Source organism: Micromonospora sp. NPDC049523 (assembly GCF_040676775.1).
Classification (GTDB): domain Bacteria; phylum Actinomycetota; class Actinomycetes; order Mycobacteriales; family Micromonosporaceae; genus Micromonospora_G.
Genome location: NZ_JBFAPP010000026.1, coordinates 37773 through 56643, shown reverse-complemented (window position 1 = coordinate 56643; position 18871 = coordinate 37773). Strand labels below are relative to the sequence as shown.

At 72.9% G+C, this 18871-nt stretch carries 17 protein-coding genes; 8 read left to right on the top strand and 9 right to left on the bottom strand.

From position 1 onward, the window contains the following. Nucleotides 1-5 precede the first annotated feature (5 nt). Entirely contained in the window at nucleotides 6-2417 is a 2412-nt protein-coding gene (locus AB0J90_RS30290) for a glycoside hydrolase family 3 N-terminal domain-containing protein (protein WP_363601658.1), read from the bottom strand. Between the two features lie 383 nt (nucleotides 2418-2800). Here AB0J90_RS30290 and AB0J90_RS30285 point away from each other — a divergent pair, with 383 nt between their 5' ends. Continuing rightward, entirely contained in the window at nucleotides 2801-3652 is an 852-nt protein-coding gene (locus AB0J90_RS30285; RefSeq protein WP_363601656.1) for an alpha/beta hydrolase, read from the top strand. Here the strand turns inward: AB0J90_RS30285 and AB0J90_RS30280 are convergent. Further along, nucleotides 3624-4544: a DUF1295 domain-containing protein gene (locus tag AB0J90_RS30280; protein WP_363601654.1), complete on the bottom strand. Its 921-nt coding sequence runs from the start codon at nucleotides 4542-4544 to the stop codon at nucleotides 3624-3626. The two genes, AB0J90_RS30285 and AB0J90_RS30280, sit on opposite strands and share 29 nt — an antisense overlap. A 100-nt stretch (nucleotides 4545-4644) precedes the next feature. Beyond that, nucleotides 4645-5013 carry an FKBP-type peptidyl-prolyl cis-trans isomerase gene (locus AB0J90_RS30275; protein WP_363601652.1) on the bottom strand — a complete coding sequence of 123 codons (369 nt, stop codon included), beginning with the start codon at nucleotides 5011-5013 and terminating at the stop codon, nucleotides 4645-4647. A gap of 222 nt (nucleotides 5014-5235) precedes the next feature. Between AB0J90_RS30275 and AB0J90_RS30270 the strand changes: the two genes are divergently transcribed. Next, the gene (locus AB0J90_RS30270; RefSeq protein WP_363601650.1) at nucleotides 5236-5817 is read left to right on the top strand and encodes a hypothetical protein; all 582 of its coding nucleotides are present in this window, start codon (nucleotides 5236-5238) and stop codon (nucleotides 5815-5817) included. A 237-nt stretch (nucleotides 5818-6054) separates the two neighbouring features. After that, nucleotides 6055-6990, top strand: coding sequence for a sensor histidine kinase (locus tag AB0J90_RS30265; protein WP_363601648.1), 936 nt, complete (start codon nucleotides 6055-6057; stop codon nucleotides 6988-6990). Nucleotides 6991-7017: 27 nt separating this feature from the next. On the opposite strand, the gene AB0J90_RS30260 is transcribed toward AB0J90_RS30265, so the two are convergent. Beyond that, nucleotides 7018-8661, bottom strand: a complete 1644-nt coding sequence (locus tag AB0J90_RS30260; protein WP_363601646.1) for a thiamine pyrophosphate-binding protein — start codon at nucleotides 8659-8661, stop codon at nucleotides 7018-7020. 13 nt (nucleotides 8662-8674) lie between these two features. Then, the gene (locus AB0J90_RS30255; RefSeq protein ID WP_363601644.1) at nucleotides 8675-9436 is read right to left on the bottom strand and encodes a cyclase family protein; all 762 of its coding nucleotides are present in this window, start codon (nucleotides 9434-9436) and stop codon (nucleotides 8675-8677) included. A gap of 304 nt (nucleotides 9437-9740) precedes the next feature. On the opposite strand from AB0J90_RS30255, the gene AB0J90_RS30250 reads away from it, so the two are divergent. Then, the gene (locus AB0J90_RS30250) at nucleotides 9741-10946 is read left to right on the top strand and encodes a DUF418 domain-containing protein (RefSeq protein ID WP_363601642.1); all 1206 of its coding nucleotides are present in this window, start codon (nucleotides 9741-9743) and stop codon (nucleotides 10944-10946) included. Nucleotides 10947-10984: 38 nt separating this feature from the next. Then, nucleotides 10985-11185: a hypothetical protein gene (locus AB0J90_RS30245; protein WP_363601640.1), complete on the top strand. Its 201-nt coding sequence runs from the start codon at nucleotides 10985-10987 to the stop codon at nucleotides 11183-11185. A 16-nt stretch (nucleotides 11186-11201) separates the two neighbouring features. Here the strand turns inward: AB0J90_RS30245 and AB0J90_RS30240 are convergent, their stop codons facing one another. Then, nucleotides 11202-11549 (bottom strand): hypothetical protein, encoded by a 348-nt coding sequence (locus AB0J90_RS30240; protein WP_363601638.1) that lies wholly within the window; start codon nucleotides 11547-11549, stop codon nucleotides 11202-11204. Nucleotides 11550-11827: 278 nt separating this feature from the next. On the opposite strand from AB0J90_RS30240, the gene AB0J90_RS30235 reads away from it, so the two are divergent. The 3 genes from AB0J90_RS30235 (at nucleotide 11828) to AB0J90_RS30225 (ending at nucleotide 14626) form a co-directional block, all read left to right on the top strand. Further along, complete coding sequence (locus AB0J90_RS30235) at nucleotides 11828-12850, top strand: LacI family DNA-binding transcriptional regulator (RefSeq protein ID WP_363601636.1); 1023 nt, start codon at nucleotides 11828-11830, stop codon at nucleotides 12848-12850. Between the two features lie 202 nt (nucleotides 12851-13052). Next, nucleotides 13053-13358 carry a hypothetical protein gene (locus tag AB0J90_RS30230; RefSeq protein WP_326558654.1) on the top strand — a complete coding sequence of 102 codons (306 nt, stop codon included), beginning with the start codon at nucleotides 13053-13055 and terminating at the stop codon, nucleotides 13356-13358. A gap of 14 nt (nucleotides 13359-13372) precedes the next feature. Continuing rightward, the gene (locus AB0J90_RS30225; protein WP_363601634.1) at nucleotides 13373-14626 is read left to right on the top strand and encodes a cupin domain-containing protein; all 1254 of its coding nucleotides are present in this window, start codon (nucleotides 13373-13375) and stop codon (nucleotides 14624-14626) included. A 33-nt stretch (nucleotides 14627-14659) separates the two neighbouring features. Here the strand turns inward: AB0J90_RS30225 and AB0J90_RS30220 are convergent, their stop codons facing one another. Genes AB0J90_RS30220 through AB0J90_RS30210 form a run of 3 tightly spaced genes read right to left on the bottom strand, consistent with a single transcriptional unit; the run spans nucleotide 14660 to nucleotide 18871 of the window. Then, complete coding sequence (locus AB0J90_RS30220) at nucleotides 14660-15310, bottom strand: hypothetical protein (RefSeq protein ID WP_363601632.1); 651 nt, start codon at nucleotides 15308-15310, stop codon at nucleotides 14660-14662. Next, nucleotides 15307-18009 (bottom strand): FtsK/SpoIIIE domain-containing protein, encoded by a 2703-nt coding sequence (locus tag AB0J90_RS30215; RefSeq protein ID WP_363601630.1) that lies wholly within the window; start codon nucleotides 18007-18009, stop codon nucleotides 15307-15309. Before AB0J90_RS30215 ends, AB0J90_RS30220 begins: the two co-directional genes overlap by 4 nt. Further along, nucleotides 18002-18871 (bottom strand): hypothetical protein, encoded by an 870-nt coding sequence (locus AB0J90_RS30210; RefSeq protein WP_363601628.1) that lies wholly within the window; start codon nucleotides 18869-18871, stop codon nucleotides 18002-18004. Before AB0J90_RS30210 ends, AB0J90_RS30215 begins: the two co-directional genes overlap by 8 nt.

Here is an 18871-nt window from a genome sequence, read left to right as displayed (position 1 = left end):
GGATCTCAGCGCACCGTCACCTCCGCGACCATCCGCCGCCGGTGGTCCACCCGACGCTCGGCGCCGGTCAGCCGCAGCGGCACCACGAACCGGTGTTCGGCGCTCGACGCGGACAGCCGCAACTCCAGGTCGCCGGGTTCGACCACCCGGTGGCCGTCGCGGCCGGTGAACGAGGTCAGGTCGGCGTGCACCCGGAAGGTCACCCGCCGGGCCTCACCCGCGGCGAGCGGGACCCGGGCGTAGCCGGTCAGCCGGACCACCGGCCGGGTCACCTGCGCCACCGGGTCGTGCAGGTAGAGCTGCACCACCTCGGCGCCGTCGCGTTCCCCGGTGTTGCGTACCGCCACCGAGACCGTCACCGTACCGCCGGTCGCCATCTCCGTACGCTCGCCGTCGGCGGGTTCGACACCGTCGACGAGGACGTCACTCCACTCGAAGCGGGTGTAGGACAGGCCGTGTCCGAACGGGTGGCGGGCGGTCGGGTCGATGTTGCTCACCTCGGTGCGGTGGCCCAGCGCGGGGGCCAGGTATCCGGCCGGCTGCCCACCGGGATGGCGCGGCACGCTGACCGGGAGCCGGCCGGACGGGTTGACCCGGCCGCCGAGCACCCCGGCGACCGCGGGACCGCCCTCCTCGCCCGGGAAGAACGCCTGCACCACGGCGGCGAGCCGGTCCGCCCACCCACCGAGGGCGTACGGACGCCCGGCGAGCAGCACCAGCACCACCGGCGTGCCGGTGTCGAGCAACCCGGTCAGCAGATCCTGTTGGACTCCGGGCAGGTGCAGGTCGGCTGCGTCGGAGCCCTCACCGGACGTACCGGCGCCGAACAGGCCGGCCCGGTCGCCGAGCACCGCTACGCACACGTCGGCGTCGGTGGCGGCGGCCACCGCCTCGGCGATCCCGGCGCGGTCCGTACCGTCGACGGCGCAGCCGGCGGCGTGGGTGAGCCTCGCGGCGGGCAGTTCGGCGCGTAACGACGCGAGCAGGGTGGGGATGTCCACCCCGGCCGGTACGCCCGGATGCTGGCCGCCGACGTGGCTCGGGAAGGTGTAGCAGCCGAGCATCCCGGTGACGCCGTCGGCCAGCGGCCCGACCAGCGCGATCCGGGAGTCAGGGGCGAGGGGGAGGACGTCGGTGTTGGCGAGCAGCACCACCGACTCCTCGGCGAGTTCCCGGGCCAGCGCCCGGTTGGCCGGCGGGTCGAGGTCGACGGTCCCCTCCAGCTCGCTCGGTTCGTCGCCACGGCCGGCCAGGGCCGGCGGACCGGGTTGCCAGTCCGGGTCGAGCAGTCCCAGCGTGCACTTCTGCCGCAGCACCCGGGCGACGGCCCGGTTGACCAGGGCTTCCGGCACCGTGCCAGCGCGTACCGCGGTCACCAGGGCCGGGCCGAAGCAGCGTACGGCGGGCAGTTCGACGTCGACCCCGGCGGTGAGCGCGAGCCGGGCCGCGTCCACGGCCGAGTCGGCGACATGGTGCAGCAGTTGCAGGAAGGCGACCCCGAAGTAGTCCGCGACCACGGTCCCGGTGAAGCCCCAGCGAACCCGCAGCAGGTCGGTGAGCAGCCGTTCGTCGGCTGCCGCCGGTACGCCGTCGACCTCGGCGTACGAGTGCATGACCGAACCGGCCCCGCCGTCGCGGACCGCCATCTCGAAGGGCGGGAGCAGCACGTCGGCGAGTTCACGCGGACCGACCGCGACCGGGGCGAAGTTGCGCCCGGCCCGGGAGGCGGAGTAGCCGGCGAAGTGCTTCAGGGTGGCGACCACACCGGCCGACTGCAACCCCCGCACGTACGCGGTCCCGATCGTCGCCACCAGGTACGGATCCTCGCCGATGGTCTCCTCGGTCCGGCCCCACCGGGGATCGCGGGTCACGTCGAGCACCGGCGCCAGCCCCTGGTGTACGCCGACCCGTCGCAGCGCCGCGCCGATCTGCCCGGCCATCCGCTCCACGAGTTCGGGGTCGAAGCTGGCACCCCAGGCAAGCGGGGTGGGGTAGACGGTGGCGCCCCAGGTCATGAAGCCGGACAGGCACTCCTCGTGGGCGATCGCGGGGATGCCGAACCGGTTCGCGGCGACGATCTCGGCCTGCATCCGGGCGAGCGCCCGGGCGCCGAGCGCGGGGTCGATCGGGGCGGTGCCGAACGGCCTGGTGAGCTGTCCCAGTCCGGCCCGGATGAGTTCCCGCCAGTCCGGTATCTCGTCCACCATGTCGTGCTGGTGCGGGGCCATGTCCTCGTCGGACACGTCCGCGCCCACCCATACGCCGTACAGCTGGGCGATCTTCTCCTCCAGCGACAACCGGCCGAGAAGGTCGTCGACCCGTACGTCGACTGGTCGGGACGGGTCCTGCCACGTTGCCAGTGGCGCCGCCGTCAGGGTGCGGTGGCCGTCGTCGCTGGCCCGGGGATCGCTGCTCATGGCAGCCTCCTGTCGCTTGTACCGGCACTCCGAAGTCCCGTCGGCGACGTCGTCGTGCCGAGGGCTGATGCCGTTGCTTCCGATATGTTTCCGGAAACTTGGCTTCCCGTCGAGGGTCTCGACGCTCTGCTCTCGGCCCACTGCCCCGTCCGGGACAGGGCCGGCTCGATGACATTGCGATGCGGCAGGCGTACGGCGACAACCTGAACTATCGGACCGGGGCCGAAAATTTGCGGTGCCGCTCGGTGGGTGTCGACCCAACCCCGCGACTCGGCTACCCGCCGCCCCGGACCGTGTTAATTTCAGGCTGCCGCGCCCCTCTCACGTGGCACACAGATCGGCCGACCCCCCGTCACGCACGTGTCCATGCGAGAGGAGTCGAGATGCCGTACATCAGTGTCGGGGTGGAGAATTCCGCGTCCATCGACATCTACTACGAGGACCACGGCGCAGGTCAGCCGGTGTTGCTCATCCCCGGGTACCCGTTCGGTGGCACCGCCTGGGAAAAGCAGGTGCAGGCGCTGGTAGACGCCGGCTACCGGGCCATCACCTACGACCGTCGGGGCTTCGGCAAGTCGAGCCAGCCGACCATGGGCTACGACTACGACACCTTCGCCGCCGACCTGGACCAGATCATGAACACCCTCGACCTGCGCAACGTGACCCTGGTCGGGCACTCGATGGGCACCGGCGAGGTGACCCGCTACCTCGGCGCGTACGGGTCCGCGCGGGTGAACCGAGCGGTGGTGGTCTCGCCGATCCCGCCGTTCCTGCTCAAGACGGCCGACAACCCCGAGGGGGTCGAGCAGAGCCTGTTCGACGGCTTCATGGACCAGATCCGCAAGGACCGGTACGTCTGGTACACCCAGTTCCTGCAGAACTTCTTCAACCTCGACGTGAACGCCGGCAAGCTGGTCAGCGACGAGGTGGTACGGGCGAACTGGAACATGGCGATCAGCTCGTCGCCGACGGCCACCCTGGCCGCCGTACCGACCTGGTTGACCGACTTCCGGGACGACCTGCCCCGGATCGACGTACCGCTGCTGATCATCCAGGGCGACGCCGACCGGGTGCTGCCGTTCCCCTCCACCGGCAAGCGGTTGGCGGGCATGGTCAACGGCAGCAAGCTGATCGTCCTGAAGGACGCGCCGCACGGGATCCCGTGGACCCACGCCGACGACGTCACCCGGGAACTGCTCAACTTCATCAAGGAGCGGGTGCCGGTCGGCGCGTGAGCCGGGGCAGCAGGGCGGGCACCTTTCGCATGTGTTCCCGATAACCGGGCCGGCGGTCCAGCGACCGCCGGTCCATCATCGGGATGCTCACCCCGGTGAACAACGCCACCATCGCCAGCGGCCCGACCACGGTCCACCAGCGCGGTGCGGCGGCCAGCCCGAACAACCACAGTCCCCACCAGAAGGCGATCTCGCCCAGGTAGTTCGGGTGCCGGACGTAGCGCCACACGCCCCGGTCGGCGATCCGGCCCCGGTTCGCCGGCTCGGCCGTGAACCGGTGCAACTGGCGGTCGGCGAGTGCCTCCAGGGCGATCGCGGTGGCGGTGAGCCCGGCCGCGACCGCGTCGAGCCAGCCCAGCGGCCGGTCGCCGGTGACCGCCGGCCAGACGGCGAGCAGGCCGGCGAAGACGACCAGGGTGGGCACGAGTTGCACACCGGTGAGGTTGACCAGCCACCAGGGGAGCCGACCCCGGGTCTGCTCGCGCATCTGCACGTAACGCCAGTCCTCGTGGCTCAGGCCCGTCCAGCCGGCCATCCAGTTGCCGGTGAGGCGTACCGCCCAGACGGTGACCAGGCCGAGCACCAGCGCCTGCCGTACGCCCACGCCGTGCCCGGCGGCCACCACCCAGCCGAGGACGACCAGCGGTGGCGCCACGCTCCAGTAGGGGTCGTAGAGGCTGGCGTTGCGGGCCAGCACCGAGGCGGCGAAGACCACTGCGGTGCCGACCAGGTCGGCCCAGAGGGCCACCGCCAGCGGGTGGTGGTGCGGGGCGAGCAGCCACCAGGTCAGCGCGCCCGCGCCGCCGGCCACCAGATACACCCCGGCCACGAGGCCGAGGGAGGCCGCGCGCGAGGTCCGCGCGAGAACACCGCCGATCACGTACGACGACATCGCCGCACCCTAACCCGAGGACGCGCCCGCCGTCACCGCCCACCGAGGTGCCGGCGAGGCCCCGGGTACGGGCATCGCCGGCACCGCCGACGGTCGAGGACTACTTGACGTCGACCAGGTCGACCACGAAGACCAGCGTCTCGCCCGGCTTGATCACACCGGCGGCGCCCTGGTTGCCGTACCCGAGGTGCGGCGGGATGACGAGCTTGCGCCGGCCGCCGACCTTCATACCGGCCACGCCCTGGTCCCAACCCGCGATGACCCGCCCGGCGCCGACCTGGAAGCCGAACGGCTCGCCCCGGCCCCAGGAGGAGTCGAACTCGCCGCCGGTGGAGTGGGAGACGCCGACGTAGTGCACGGAGGCCCACTGGCCGCGCCCGACCTCCGGACCCTCGCCGACGGTGATGTCCTCGATGACCAGGTCCGCCGGGGGCGCACCCTCGATCGGTCCGATGTTCGGCTTTTCCATGTCCAGTCCTTCCGGGGACGAAATGCGTGATCGGGAACGGAACTAACGAATCATCCTTGCTCATCGAGATCCGCCGACGTGTCGCGGCCGGGGCCGTACCGGCGATCCGGCGTGCCGCGTACCCGATTCGACCGGGCCCGGCGGGGACCCGGAGGGTCGGATCCGGCGCCCGCGCCGGTAAGTCGCCGCGTCGGCGCGGCGAAGGTCGGTAACGTGCGGGGCATGCAGGGGGAGACCATGGTCGGATTCGGCCACAAACAGTCGTGGTTGGCGGTTCGGGACGCCGACGTCGAGGCCCTCACCGGGGCCCTGGCACTGCGCGACCTCGGTACGGTTTCCTGGCGGGACGGCATCGACCTGGCCTACCTGACCGACGATCGCCTGGTGGTGACCCCACCGCTGCCCGGTGCCCGCGACGCGCGCTGGCTGCTGGCCACCGGCCGCTGGCTACTGCGGCCGAACACCGTCGTGGACGTGGTGGAACTGTCCGCCACGCTCGGCACCGAGGTGCAGCTCTTCGCCACCTACCGCGTCTCCGAGCTGCACCGGTGGGCCCGCGCGGTCGACGGCGTGGCGGTACGCGCGTTCGGCTTCCTCGGCGAGATCGGCGAGGTCACCGAGTGGCGGGGCGATCCCGACGACGTGGAGCAGTCGATGGGCTTGCCGCCCGCGCTGGACGGCGAGCCCGACATCCTGGTCTCCGAGCACGACGTGATGCGACTCGCGGGTGCGTGGAGCGTGGATCCGAGCACGCTCGACGCACGGCCGGCCCCGGGGCCGCTGCACGCGTACGCCACCCCGTGAGCCGGGCTCCCACCGCCTCGGGATCGTTGGACACGGAGGGTGATCGGACTCCGCGAAACCGGTGGTCTGCGCTGGCCGAGTGGTCGGGCGTTTCTGCCCGCCGCCGGGAATGCACCGATGCAATGGACGGCTATGGTGATGGACGGCGACGTCCGCTCGGCATTCGGATGACTCCTGCCGAGCCGTCCGGGTCGCCGCGGTGATCGGAAACAGGCGGGCAGGGGAGGCGGTCGGGCCATGCGCGAGTCCACCGGTCTCGACGCCTTCGTGCACCCGGCCCTGTTCTACGCGAACCAGTACGAATACCTGGCCGGCACCGTGCCGTTCATCCGCGCCGGACTGGCTGCCGGTGAACCGGTGATGGTCGCCGTACCCGAGGAGAACCTGGACCACATCCGCGGCGCACTCGGTGCCGACGCGGCCGACGTCCAGCTCCACGACATGGGCGTGGCCGGGCGCAACCCCGGGCGGATCCTCCCCGGTGTGCTGCTCGCCTTCGCCGACGCGCACCCCGACAGTCCCGTGCGCATCGTCGGAGAGCCCGTCTGGGCCGGGCGGACCGCCGACGAGTACCCCGCCTGCGCCCAGCACGAGGCCCTGATCAACGCCGTCTTCACCGGCCGGCGGGCCACCATCCTGTGCCCGTACGACAGCGGTCGGCTGGACCGGGACTGGCTCGACGACGCGTACCGCACCCATCCGACCGTGCGGACCGCCACCGCGGCCTGGGACAGCCCGTACTACGCGGATCCGCTCGTGGTGGCCGACGGCTTCAACCTGCCGCTGCCGCCCCCACCCGAGCACGCCGAAACCGTCGTGATCGAGTTCCACACCCTCTGGGCGCTGCGCCGGCTGGTGACCGCGCAGGCCCTCGCCGCCGGACTGGAACCGGACCGGGTCAGCGACCTGACCCTGGCGGTCAACGAACTCGCCGCCAACACGGTCGAGCACGGCGGCGCCACCGGCACCCTGGCGGTCTGGACCGAGGGCAGCCAGTTGATCTGCCAGCTCAGCGACACCGGGCACATCACCGAGCCGCTCGCCGGTCGGATTCCGGCCACGCCGGACCAGGACGGTGGACGGGGGCTGGTGCTGGTCAACGAGCTGTGCGACCTGGTACGCGTACACACCCGTCCCGGTGCGACCAGCATCCGCGTGCACATGCATCGCTGACCGTCGGCGGAGTGCACGAACGGGCGCTCAGTGCCCTCGGAACGCCTCCTCCAGCCACCACGAACCGTGCTCGCCGGAGATCTTCGCGTCGACCACCATCGGTCGGCTCCGGGGACCGGCGAGCCAGTCGCGTACCGGCTCGAGGTCATCGACACCCCGGACGGTCACCCCGGCGCAGCCGTACCCGCGGGCGATCGCGGCCAGATCGGTCTGCGGGAACGTCACCGTGTCCAGCGGATAGCCGTCCGGACCGAAATGGTGCACCTCCGCGCCGTACGCCGCGTCGTCGTAGACCACCACGACCAGCGGCAGGGCCAGCCGGGCGGCGGTGACCAACTCGGCGGCCGACATCAGGAAACCGCCGTCGCCGAGCGCGGCCACGGTGAGCCGGTCCGGCCGGGCGACCGCCGCGCCGAGCGCACTGGCCAGACCGAGCCCGATCGACTGGAACGCCTGGGTGAAACAGAACCCGGCCACGTCCGGTACGTCGAGGAACATCGACGGGTAGCCCATGAAGTTGCCGGAGTCCACCACCACCGTCCGCTCCGACGGCAGCAGGTCGTCCAGGGCGATGGAGAGCGTCCGGGGGTCGATCGTGATCGGCTGCCCCGAGCCGCCCTCGTCCACGTAGGACACCGACCGCCAGCGACCCTCCCGCTCGATCCGCCGGCCCAGCTCCGGCGTACGCCATCCCGCCGCCGGCCGGTCCGACACCGGTTGCCCGGCCAGCCGGGCCAGCACCGCTCCCGCGACCGTCGCGACCTCGCCGGCCACGGTCAGGTCGACCGGTCGGTTCACCCCGAAGGCGGCCGGATCCCGGTCCACCTGTGCGACGACCGCATCCGGCGGGATCAGCTCACCGTGCCGGGTGGTCCACATGTTCAGCGTGCTGCCCCAGGCGACGACCAGGTCCGCCTCGCCGATCAACGAGGTCGCCAGCGGGGTGGCGAACCCGCCGGCCACGTCCAGGTTCCACGGGTTCCCGACGAACAGCCCCTTGGCCGCGGCGGAGACCGCGAGCAGCGCGCCGCACTCCTCGGCGAGCCGGATCAACGGCTCGCGGGCGGTGCGCGCACCCCGGCCCGCGACGAACACCGGCCGGCGTGCCGCGCGCAGCGCTGCCACCAGCGGCTCCACCTCCGGCTCGACCGGCGGCTCGGGTGCGGCCAGTGCGATCCGGCCCGACCACGCCTCGGTCGACGCGTTCTGCACCTCGAGCGGCAGACCCAGCAGCACCGTCGCGCCCCGGGCGGCGGCCCGGAAGGCGGCACCGGTGTCCTCGGCCGCGTGCGCCGCGCGTACCCGGAAGAAGTCGGCGCCGACCGAGGCGGCCAGGGCCGGCAGGTCGAGGAAGAAGTTCGACCGGGGTGCGGTCGCCTCCGGAGCCAGGACCAGCATCGGCGTACGGCTCTTCGCCGCCTCGGTGATGCCGGTCAGCGCATTGGTCAGGCCCGGACCCTGGTGCACCGAGAGGATCCCGACCGTGCCCGAGGTACGGGCGAAGCCGTCCGCCATGCTCGCCGCGCCGCCCTCGTGCGCGGCCGGCACGAACCGGGCACCGGCCGCCACCAGCGCGTTCGTCACGTGGAAGTTGCCGCTGCCGACCACACCGAAGACGTACCGCACGCCGTGTCCGGCCAGCACCCGGCCGACCACCTCGGATACCCGCATCGCCGGCCCGCGTCTACGGTTCGACCAGCGCGAGGACCCGGCACGGGCTGCCCGAGCCGGCCACGATCGGCAGCGGCCCGGCGATCACCACCGCACCGGTCGGCGGCAGCTCGGCGAGGTTGCGCAACTGGGTCAGCCCGTACTTATCCTGGCCCAGCAGGTACGAGTGGCACGGGAACGGCGGGTCGAACGAGTGCGCCGCACCGGCGTCGGTGCCGACCGTCTCCACCCCGATGCCCTGGATCGGCGACTCCTCGGCCAGCCAGCGGGCGCACTCGGCCGAGATCCCCGGCGTACGGCCGGCGTTGGCGTACCGCTCGGCGTCGTCGCCGTACGCGTCCCAGCCGGTGCGGTAGAGCAGCCAACCGCCGGCCGGCAGCTCGCCGTACTCCGCCTCCCACGCCCGTACGTGCTCGATCTCTAGCAGGAAGTCGGGGTTGGCGGCCGCGTCGGCGCTGTGGTCGATCACCACGGCCGGCGCGATCAGTTGACTCACCGGCACCTGCGACACGTCGGCCGCCTGCTTGCCGGTGACCCAGTGGATCGGTGCGTCGAAGTGGGTGCCGGTGTGCTCGCCGGTGGAGAAGTTGTTCCAGTACCAGGCGGGGCCGCGGTCGTCGTACCGGCTGATCTCGGTGAGCTGGAACGGCCAGGTCTGGCCGAACTGCTCGGGCAGGCCGAGGATCGGCGTCTGGTCCGACAGCGGGGCGGTGAGATCGACAACCCGGATCCGGCCGCTGGAAAGGGCGGCGACAAACTCCTGCAGCACCGTCATGCGGCGACGGTACACGCCCGGATCACGCCACGATGGACCCCTCCCAGGCTCGTCGTCGAGGTGTTCGGGCGGGTGTCAGGGCCGGGCAGATCCGGCCATCCGGAGCGTGTCGAGCGACAGCACCACACCGGCCCAGATGCCCCGGTGGTAGGCCCAGCCCTACCCCGAATCCTCCGGTCTGCCGGCTGTCGACCAGGCCCGATCCCTCATACGTTGGATTCCGACGATCCGCACGCCGACAGCGGTCCGAACCACGTACCGGCGGCGACGCGATCCACAGGGCTGACATCCGGGGGGACAAGCCATGAGTCCGATCAGTGGTCCGGTACGGGTGGACCCACCCGTCGACATCACGGGGAAAGCCGGCGACGGCGCACGCATCGGGGACCTCGACGCATTACGGGGCTTCGCGCTTTTCGGCATCCTCGTGGTCAACATCGCGTTCTTCGCGTCCGGGTATCCGTTCCATCTCATACCCGACCCGGCGTACGGCTCCTGGGTGGACCAGGGCACCCGCTGGCTCGTCGAGTTCCTCTTCACCATGAAGTTCTACCTGCTCTTCTCCTTCCTGTTCGGTTACAGCTTCACCCTCCAGATCGATTCCGCCGTACGACGCGGCGTCACCTTCGCCCCGCGCTTCCGGCGCCGGCTGGCGGGGCTGTTCGTGCTCGGCGTACTGCACGCGGTGTTCCTCTTCCACGGTGACATCCTGACCACGTACGCCCTGCTCGGGCTGGTGCTGCTCGCCGCGCGGGGGATGCGGCCGAAGACCGCGTCGACCCTGGCGGCGGCCCTGCTCGGCCTGGTCGCGCTGCTCATCGCGCTGGTGGCGGTACGCGGTGGTGGCCTGGTCCCGGACGACGCCGTCGCGGTGGACGCCGGTGCGCGGTCCACCGAGGCGCTCGGCGGTGGCCTCGGCTCGGTGCTGGTCGAGCACCTCCGTGCCATGCCGGCGATGATCTCGGCGTTGCTGGTCCAGGGACCGCTGGCCCTCTGTGCCTTCCTGGTCGGCCTGGCGGCCGGCAAGGTACGCCTGCTCGCCGACGTCACCCGGCACCAGGTCCTGCTGCGGCGGGTGCAGCAGGTCGGTTACCCGATCGGCCTGGCCGGTGCGCTGGTCTTCGCGATTGGCGGCGGAACCGCGAACCTGACCGGGCTGGTGCTGAGCATCCTCACCGCACCCCTGCTGATGGCCGCGTACGTCGCCACCGCGTTGCGGGGCTTCCACACCGGGTGGGGTCACCGGCTCGCCGGGATCCTCGCGCCCGCCGGCCGGATGGCCCTGTCCAACTATCTCGGCCAGTCGGTCGCCGCTGTACTGATCTTCACCGGAATCGGCCTCGGGCTGGTCGGCCGGGTCGCCCCGTTGCCCACCCTGCTCATCGCGGTCGGCATCTTCGGCGGGCAACTGCTCTTCAGTGCCTGGTGGCTGGCCCGGTTCCGGTACGGGCCGGTCGAATGGCTGCTGCGTTCCTGGACCGAGGCGCGTCGGGTCGGATTCCGGCGCTAGTCGGCGCCGACCGCTACGGAGAGTCGGCTGGCGGTCCGGTGGCCCGCGCGCTGGTCGGCACCCGCGAGGGCGACCTGATCAGCCTGCGGTACGTGCAACTCAACCGCGACGGGCAGACATCGGGCGGTCGCTGCGACACGGTGGTCAGCGTACTGCCGGACGGCCGGCTGCGGCTGGACGAGACGTGGGAGTCGCGGTCGGGGAGCGGCACCAGCGTCGTCGAGGAGATCGCTGGCTGAGCCGCCGGGGCGACGCTCAGGTCGACGACGCGGGGCCGTTCACCTTGGCAGGGGGACGCAGCGCCGCGGTCAGGGACAGTGCGCCGGCCACCAGGATCGGCAGACCGATCGAGAGGATGCCGAGCACCCCCAGCACGATCATGATCGTGCCGGCGGTCGCCAGCGCCGCGACCCGGTGGGCTGCCGCCCGCCGCACGCCGTACCCGGCCAGCAGGCCAGCCGTGGCGGTTCCGCCGACGAACCAGGCAACGGCCTGACCGCCCTGTTGGCCGATCAGCCAGAGATAGAGAACCGTCACGAGTAGCGCGAGCGCGGCGGCGGTCGCGGCCAGCGGATCCCAGGCCGTACGTCGTCCAACTGCCATGTCCTCCATGGTCGCAGATGTCGATGCCCGGTCGCCCTGTCCCCGTTACGACACCTCGCCGCGGGCCGGAGAGCGTCCTGTCGTAGCCCGATCGGCTAGTCTGCGGGCACCACTTTCCGGAACAGTTCCGTAACTTGGTGCAAAACGCCAGAGCTGCCGGCACCGGCCGCCGCTCCGGCATCGGGCCTCGGGCAACGGTGATCCATCCGAGCCAGGTGCCGGCGCGACCGCGAAAGTGTTTCGGTCGTAGGCTGGAGCCTCGACGAAGGAGCTGCCTCGTGACGGTCGACGAAGGACGCCGGATCACCATCACCGCGATCGCCCAGGAGGCCGGGGTGTCGGTGCCCACCGTGTCCCGGGTGCTCAACGGTCGCAACGATGTCGCGCCGCAGACCCGGGAGCGGGTCGAGGAGTTGCTGCGCCGGCACGGCTACCGGCGCCGGGCCACCCGGCCACGGGCCGGCGCGAGCCTCATCGACCTGGTCTTCAACGACCTGGACAGCCCCTGGGCGGTGGAGATCATCCGTGGGGTGGAGGACGTCGCGCACGCGGCCGGCGTCGGCACCGTGGTGTCGGCCATCCACCGCAGGTCCACCTCCACCCGGCAGTGGCTGCAGAACCTGCGTACCCGGGCCACCGACGGGGTGATCCTGGTGACCAGCGACCTCGCCCCGCCGGTGCACGCCGAGCTGCGCCGGCTCAACGTGCCGATGGTGCTGGTCGACCCGGCGGGAGTACCCAGCCTGGACATACCGACGATCGGTGCGACGAACTGGGCCGGTGGGCTCCGGGCGACCGAGCACCTGCTCTCGCTCGGCCACCGCCGGATCGGCTTCATCGCCGGCCCACCCCGGTTGCTGTGCAGCCGGGCGCGGCTGGACGGTTACCGGGCAGCGCTGGAGGCCGCCGGCATCCCCATGCTCGACGAGCTGATCGTGCCCGGGGACTTCTACCACGAGTCTGGATACTCCGGCGGTACGGCGCTGCTGGACCTCCCCGAACCGCCCACCGCGATCTTCGCCTCCAGCGACCAGATGGCCTTCGGCGCGTACGAGGCGGTCCGTCGGCGCGGGCTGCGGGTGCCCGACGACGTGAGCGTGGTCGGTTTCGACGACCTGCCCGAGGCGCGGTGGTCCTCGCCCCCGCTGACCACGGTCCGCCAGCCGTTGGCGGAGATGGGGCTGCTCGCCGCCCGTACGGTGCTGCGGTTGGCCCGCGGTGAGCCGGTGGACACCCCTCGGGTGGAGCTTTCCACCGACCTGGTCGTACGGGACAGCTCCGCGCCCCTGGTGCGGCGCTGACGCGTTCCGATGCTTGCGCCCAGCATCCGGCTCGGATCGAAAGCCGGACTCAGCGAACCGCTTTGAGATGATTCGAGCTGAATTAGGCTTCTTGGTGGAGTGATCCCTGCCAGCGGGTTAGGGGTGATCGTGCGCCGGGTACCACCCGGTGGCACGGCGCCCCGCCGCGTGGAAGGTGGGGCGACTGAACCGAGGGGGCCCGATGAGACTCGACGACGACGACATCCGGACGAGCGGCGGCGGTGCCGGCGAGGGTCCGGCCGACGGTGGGGCCAACCCCGGTCAGCGGGACGGCGGTGCCGACGGCGCCGCCGAGGGTCCGGCCGACGGTGGAGCCACGCCCGGTCAGCACGACGGCGGCGCGGACGGCAGCGCCGAAGGCCCGGCCGACGGTGGAGCCACACCGGGTCAGCACGACGGCGGCGCCGACGGCAGCGCCGAGGGTCCGGCCGACGGTGGGGCCAACCCCGGGCAGCGTGACGGCGGCGCGGACAGCGCGGCCCGGTAGCCGGGACCCGGTAGATGACCGACAACGCGCCGGGCGGCGACCGCCGCCCGGCGCTGGCCCGCTGCGTGGCCCTGCCCCCGGCCGCGTTCGTCACCACCCACTGGGGCCGCGCACCCCTGCTGTCCCGCGCCAAGGAACTGGCCAACCCGGACGGCTTCACCGACCTGCTCAGCCCCGCCGACGCCGACGAACTGCTCAGTCGACGAGGTCTGCGTACCCCGTTCCTGAGGGTGGCCAAGGACGGCCAGGTGCTGCCGGCGGGCCGGTTCACCGGCGGCGGCGGCGCCGGGGCCGAGGTCACCGACCAGGTGCTCGACGAACGGATCCTCGACCTGTACGCCGGTGGCGCCACCCTCGTCCTGCAGGGACTGCACCGCAACTGGCCACCGCTGATCGACTTCACCCGTGAGCTGGGCGCCAGCCTGCGCCAGCCGCTGCAGGTCAACGCCTACCTGACCCCGGCCGGCAACCAGGGCTTCGCCACCCACTACGACACGCACGACGTCTTCGTGCTCCAGGTCGACGGCTCCAAACACTGGCGGATCCACGAACCGGTGCTGGTCGATCCGCTGGAACGCCAACCCTGGGGCGGCCGGGCCGACGAGGTCTCCGCCACCGCGGCCGGACCACCGGCGCTCGACGTGACCCTTGAGCCCGGCGACGCGCTCTACCTGCCCCGTGGCTGGCTGCACAGCGCCCAGGCGCAGCAGGGCAGCTCGTTGCACCTCACCGTCGGAGTCCGGGCCCTCACCCGCTACGCACTGGTGGAGACCCTGCTCGGGCTGGCCGCCGAGGACCCGCGGCTGCGCGCCGCGCTGCCGTTCGGGCTCGACCTCGCCGAGCCCGGCCAGATCGGGCCGGAGCTGACCGAAACCGTCGAGGCGCTGCGCGACTGGTTGGACCGGGCCGACCCGGCCGCGGTCGCGGCCAAGCTCAGGGAACGCGTCTGGTCGGCCGCGCGTCCCGCGCCGATCCGGCCGCTGGCCCAGGCGGACGCCATCGCGGCTCTCGACGCCGACTCCCGGCTCGCCCCCCGCGCCGGCCTCGACTGGCAGCTCGGGCCGGCCGGTCCGGACGAGCCCGACCGGGTGGTGTTGCGCCTGTTCGACCGGACCATCACCTTCCCCGGACAGTGTGCGCTGGCGCTGCGGGCATTTCTCGACGGCGGTGTCTCCCGCGTCGGTGACCTGCCCGGACTCGACGACGACACGGACCGGATCCTGCTCGCCCGCCGGCTGCTGCGCGAGGCGGTGGCCGTACCCGCCTGACCGCGCGCGAAAGCGGGGTCGGGCGGGTCGCCGTCAGCGCACCAGGGCGAAGAGGGCAGCGGTGGTGAGCAGACCGGCGGCCACCACGACGGTCACCGACTTCGGGTCCAGCCCGGCGTGCCGGCGGTCGGCGAGCAGCTTCGCCGGCGCCAGCCCGACCACCGGGCCGACCAGCGTCACCACCAGACCGAGCACCGGCATCCCGATGGCCAGGTCGCCGCCGTACCGCACGCCGGCCGCGCGGGCCGCGAACCCCAGGGCGTACGCGACCGCCGCACCGAGTACGCCGAAGACCGCCAGCAGCGGCTGGGCCGAGCCGGGCAACTCACCCGGATGCCTGGCCCGGTCCAGCAGGTCCCGGACCCCGTCGAGCAGCATTCTCGGATCCGTCGGCGCACCCGCGGTCGGCACCGGGGGGTCACCGATCCGGCGCACCCCGCCGCCGAGCCGTTCCCGCAGCGTCTGCCAGAGCAGGAGCACCTCGGCGTCGGTCGACTCGGCCTCCTGCCGTGCCTCCTCCAACTCCGCCTCAGCCCGCCGTACCGCCTGCTCGGCGTCGCGTACGGCGCGTTCGGCGGCGGAGACCTGGCCGGCGTACCAGCTCTGCGCCTCGCCCCGTTCGGCGTCCATCCGCGCGGTCATCTCGGCCAGCCGGCGGATCAGCTCGGCGTACGTCCCGCTCATCGGGCCGGTCCGTACGGGATGATCGTCTGCCCGGTACGGTGCACCGCCCGGTCGAAGAAGAGCCCGCGCCACGGCCTCGGATACCAGTCCGGCCCACCGGTGCCCGGATACAGGGCCGAGCCCAGCTCCGCGCCCTGTACGTCCAGCGCCACCCAGGCACCGATCTGGTCCGTACGCGAGGCCGGGCCCCCGAGGTCGGCCCGCATCCGGGCCACTCCACGCCACCAGGCCAGTACGTGGGTGCGCCGCTCCGGCCCGTCGTGCAGGATCTGCCGCAGGTGTTCCAGCCCGGTACGCCCACCGGCCCGAGCCGCCAGCCGGCCGGCGGCGGCGTCGACCGCGTACAGCAGCAGGTAGTGCGGTTCGCCCGGCGCGGCACCCAACCCGAGGCCGGTGGCCGTCTCGCTCATCAGCTCCGGCACCGTCTCCTCGTCGTACCAGGCCGCGTCGTCGCCGAGGGAGTCGTAGAGCGTACGGGCGGCCGAGTCGGCGTCCGGGTCCAGGCAGGCGATCGAGAACCTGGCGGTGCCGGGCGCGTGCTGCCGGTGCAGGGAGCGCGCCGCCGCGTCGAGCACCGCGCACGCCTCGTCCACCCGGGTGCCGATGATGGCGAGGTTGCGGCCGGGTGCCCGGGGCAGGCGCATTCCGGCCGACCGTGACTGGACGTCGATGATCTCGCCGAGCAGGGCGACCGGCCCGCGGGGACCACCGGCGGCCCGGCTCTCGGCCGCCTCCTCGACCGGTCGCAGCGCCGCGAAGTCCGGCGCCTCGGCCAGCCGGGGTACGGCGTCGCCGTCGAACAACCGGGCCGGCGCGGCGTCCTGCGGGCGCATCCGCCAGAGCTGGTTCTGCAGCTCGCTCCAGGTGCCCCAGTCGCTGGCCGACGGGATCCGGGCCACCTGGTTGCCCTCTGCCATGCCGGACTCGGCATTGATCACCGCGTGGTGCCGGGGCAGCGCCTGGGCCGCGTCGTTGCGCTCGGCGAGGATGCGCAGCGCCTTCGGCAGCGCGATCCGCAGGGTGAACTGGGCGACCAGCGCGGGCCGTCCCCACAGCGCCTCGATGCCGCGTACGTCCTGCGACGCGAGGACCAGGTGGATGCCCTGCGACCGGCCTCGTCGGGCCAGGTCTTCGAGCAGGTCGGCGGCCTCCCGGGCGACCGCGTCCCGGCCGGCGAGCAGCATCTGGAACTCGTCGACGACCGCCACGATCCTGGGCCAGTGCCCGTCCGGGTCGACCGCGCGCAGCTCGGCGAGTTTGGTCACCTCGTGCCGTTTGGCGGCGTCGGCCCGGCGGCGCAGTTCCTCGGCGAGGAAACGCAGCAGCGCCAGCCCGAACTCGCGGTCGGTGTTGACGTTGATCCCGACCAGCCGCATGTGCGGCAGCCAGCTCGGGTCCCGCCGGCCCTGGGCGAACCGGGCGAAGGACACCCCCTCCTTGAAGTCGAGCAGGTAGAACTCCAGTTCGGCGGGGGAGTAGCGGGCGGCGAGCGAACCGATCCAGGCGAAGATCAGGTTTGTCTTGCCGGTGCCGGACGGGCCGCCGATCAACGCGTGTGGCGGGTAGTCGCCGAGGCTGAGCAGCACCGGGCGGCCCTGCGGCCCGTCGCCGATCGGCACGGTCAGGCCGGTCGCCGAGCCTTCCTTCCACATCTGGTCCACCGGTGGCAGCAGGTCGGTGAACGGTGCCGGTGCGGGACCGGCGGTGACCGTCGCGGCGATCTCCCGGCAGGTGTCGGTGACCAGGGCGGCCGGCGGCGGCGGATCGAGCCGTACGGCCAGCCCCGGCGCGGTACGCAGCCGGGTCAGTCCGTCACCGACCAGGACCCGCTCGACGTTCGGCTCGTCGGGCAGCTCGATGCCCCGGACCACCAGGTGCACCCCGCAGGCGGCACCGGTGCGGACCACCCGGTCGAGTTGGCCGCGCTCGTGCCGGGACAACTCGTCCCCGCCGAGCAGCACCGCCACCCGCCAGGGTTCGGGACGCCGGCCGGTGGCGGCGGCCAGTTCGCGCAGCGATCCGTACTCACCGGCGAGCACGGTTTCGTTGATCCGCCGGATCTGGTCGACCAGGTCGTCGAGGAGGCGGGCCAGACCGCCCGGGCCGACGAAGGTGAGCAACCCGGCGGTGGACAGCGGGGCGAAACCGGCCAGCCCGCCGCCCAGGTGCTCCGGGTCGTAGCCGATCAGCCGGACGGCGCCGGGTTCGGCGCGACCGATCGCCCGCAGCAGCAGGGCGGCCACCACGGCGTCGCAGCCGGCCCGGTCGTCGCCGGCCAGGTGCACGTGTCCCCGGTCCAGCAGCGGCACCAGCGCCGGCACCGGTTCGGCACCGGGCAGCCGGACCGCGCCGACCCGCAGCGCACCGGCGGGTTCGTGCCGGTCGGCCGGGCTCGGCCGCCACCGGGACCAGGGTGCGCTGGCCGCGCCGGGCGCCTCGTCGGTCGCCGCCTCGGCGGTACGCCGAGCCAGCTCGACAAGCTGGCCCTCGTACTCGTCGGCGATCTCGGCGAGCCGGCGGTCCCGTTCGGCGCCGACCCGCTGCGGCACCCGCGCGGCGGCCCGCCGGGTCCGGGCCAACCGGTCGCGCGAGCCGTCGAGTTCGGTACGGGCCTGGGTCAGCCGACCCCGGGTCGCGCCGAGCGCGTGCGACAGCATGCCGCGGACCCGGGCGACGAGCTGGGTCCGGACGTCAGCCATCGGACTCCCGCAGGGTCTGGGCGGCCACCGACCGGGCGTCGCGGCCGAGTCGGTTGAGCAGCAGGCCGGTGAGCACTCCGGCGGCCACCGCCGGGTCGGCCGGGTGCGGTGGCGCGGTGGGGTTCTTCGGTGGCGGCATCCGGCAGACCCGGCTCAGTGCTGTCTCCAGCACCTCGGCGGGCAGCCCCGGGAGCAGGTCGCGGGCCTTGCCGGTGAGTTCGCCGCGCAGCCGGGGCAGGTCCTGCGCCCGGGGCGGGTGCCCGAGCAGTTCGGCCGCCAGGTCGCGCAGCATCGGTGGGGCCACCGCGGCCATCCCCAGCCCCACGTCGGCCGGTACGTCACGGAGCTGGGCGTGCAGCTGGCCGCGGTCGTCGGCGCGTACCCGTTCGGCCACCCGGCGCAGCAGGTCCTCGGCGTCGGTGATCTCGCGGTCCGGTTTTGCCTCGGGTGAGTCCCGCTGGCCGGTCAGCTCGGTCACCCGCACCGACCACCACCGGTGCACCGGCCCGGCCTCCCCGCGCGGCTCCGGTACGGCTCCCGGCCCGGCGGTCGGCTGATCGTCGGTCGGCTCCCGCCGCTGCGGCTGCCCGGCGGCCGGTGGGCCGTCGCCGGCCAACCCGATCGCGGCCAGGTACGCGGCGAACTGGTCCTGTGCCACCCGCAGGGTGTGTCCGGCGGTTTCCGCGTGCTCGGTGGCGGCGGACAGCTCGGGCACACCCATCGGGTCGGCCGATTCCTGGCGGACCCAGCGCAGCCGGTCCGCGGCCTGCCGGAGCCGGTCCAGCGCCTCCGTCACCAACGCCACCGGCAGCTCGTCGGCGGCGGCTCGCACCTGCGCGCCCAGTTCCTCCACGATGGACAT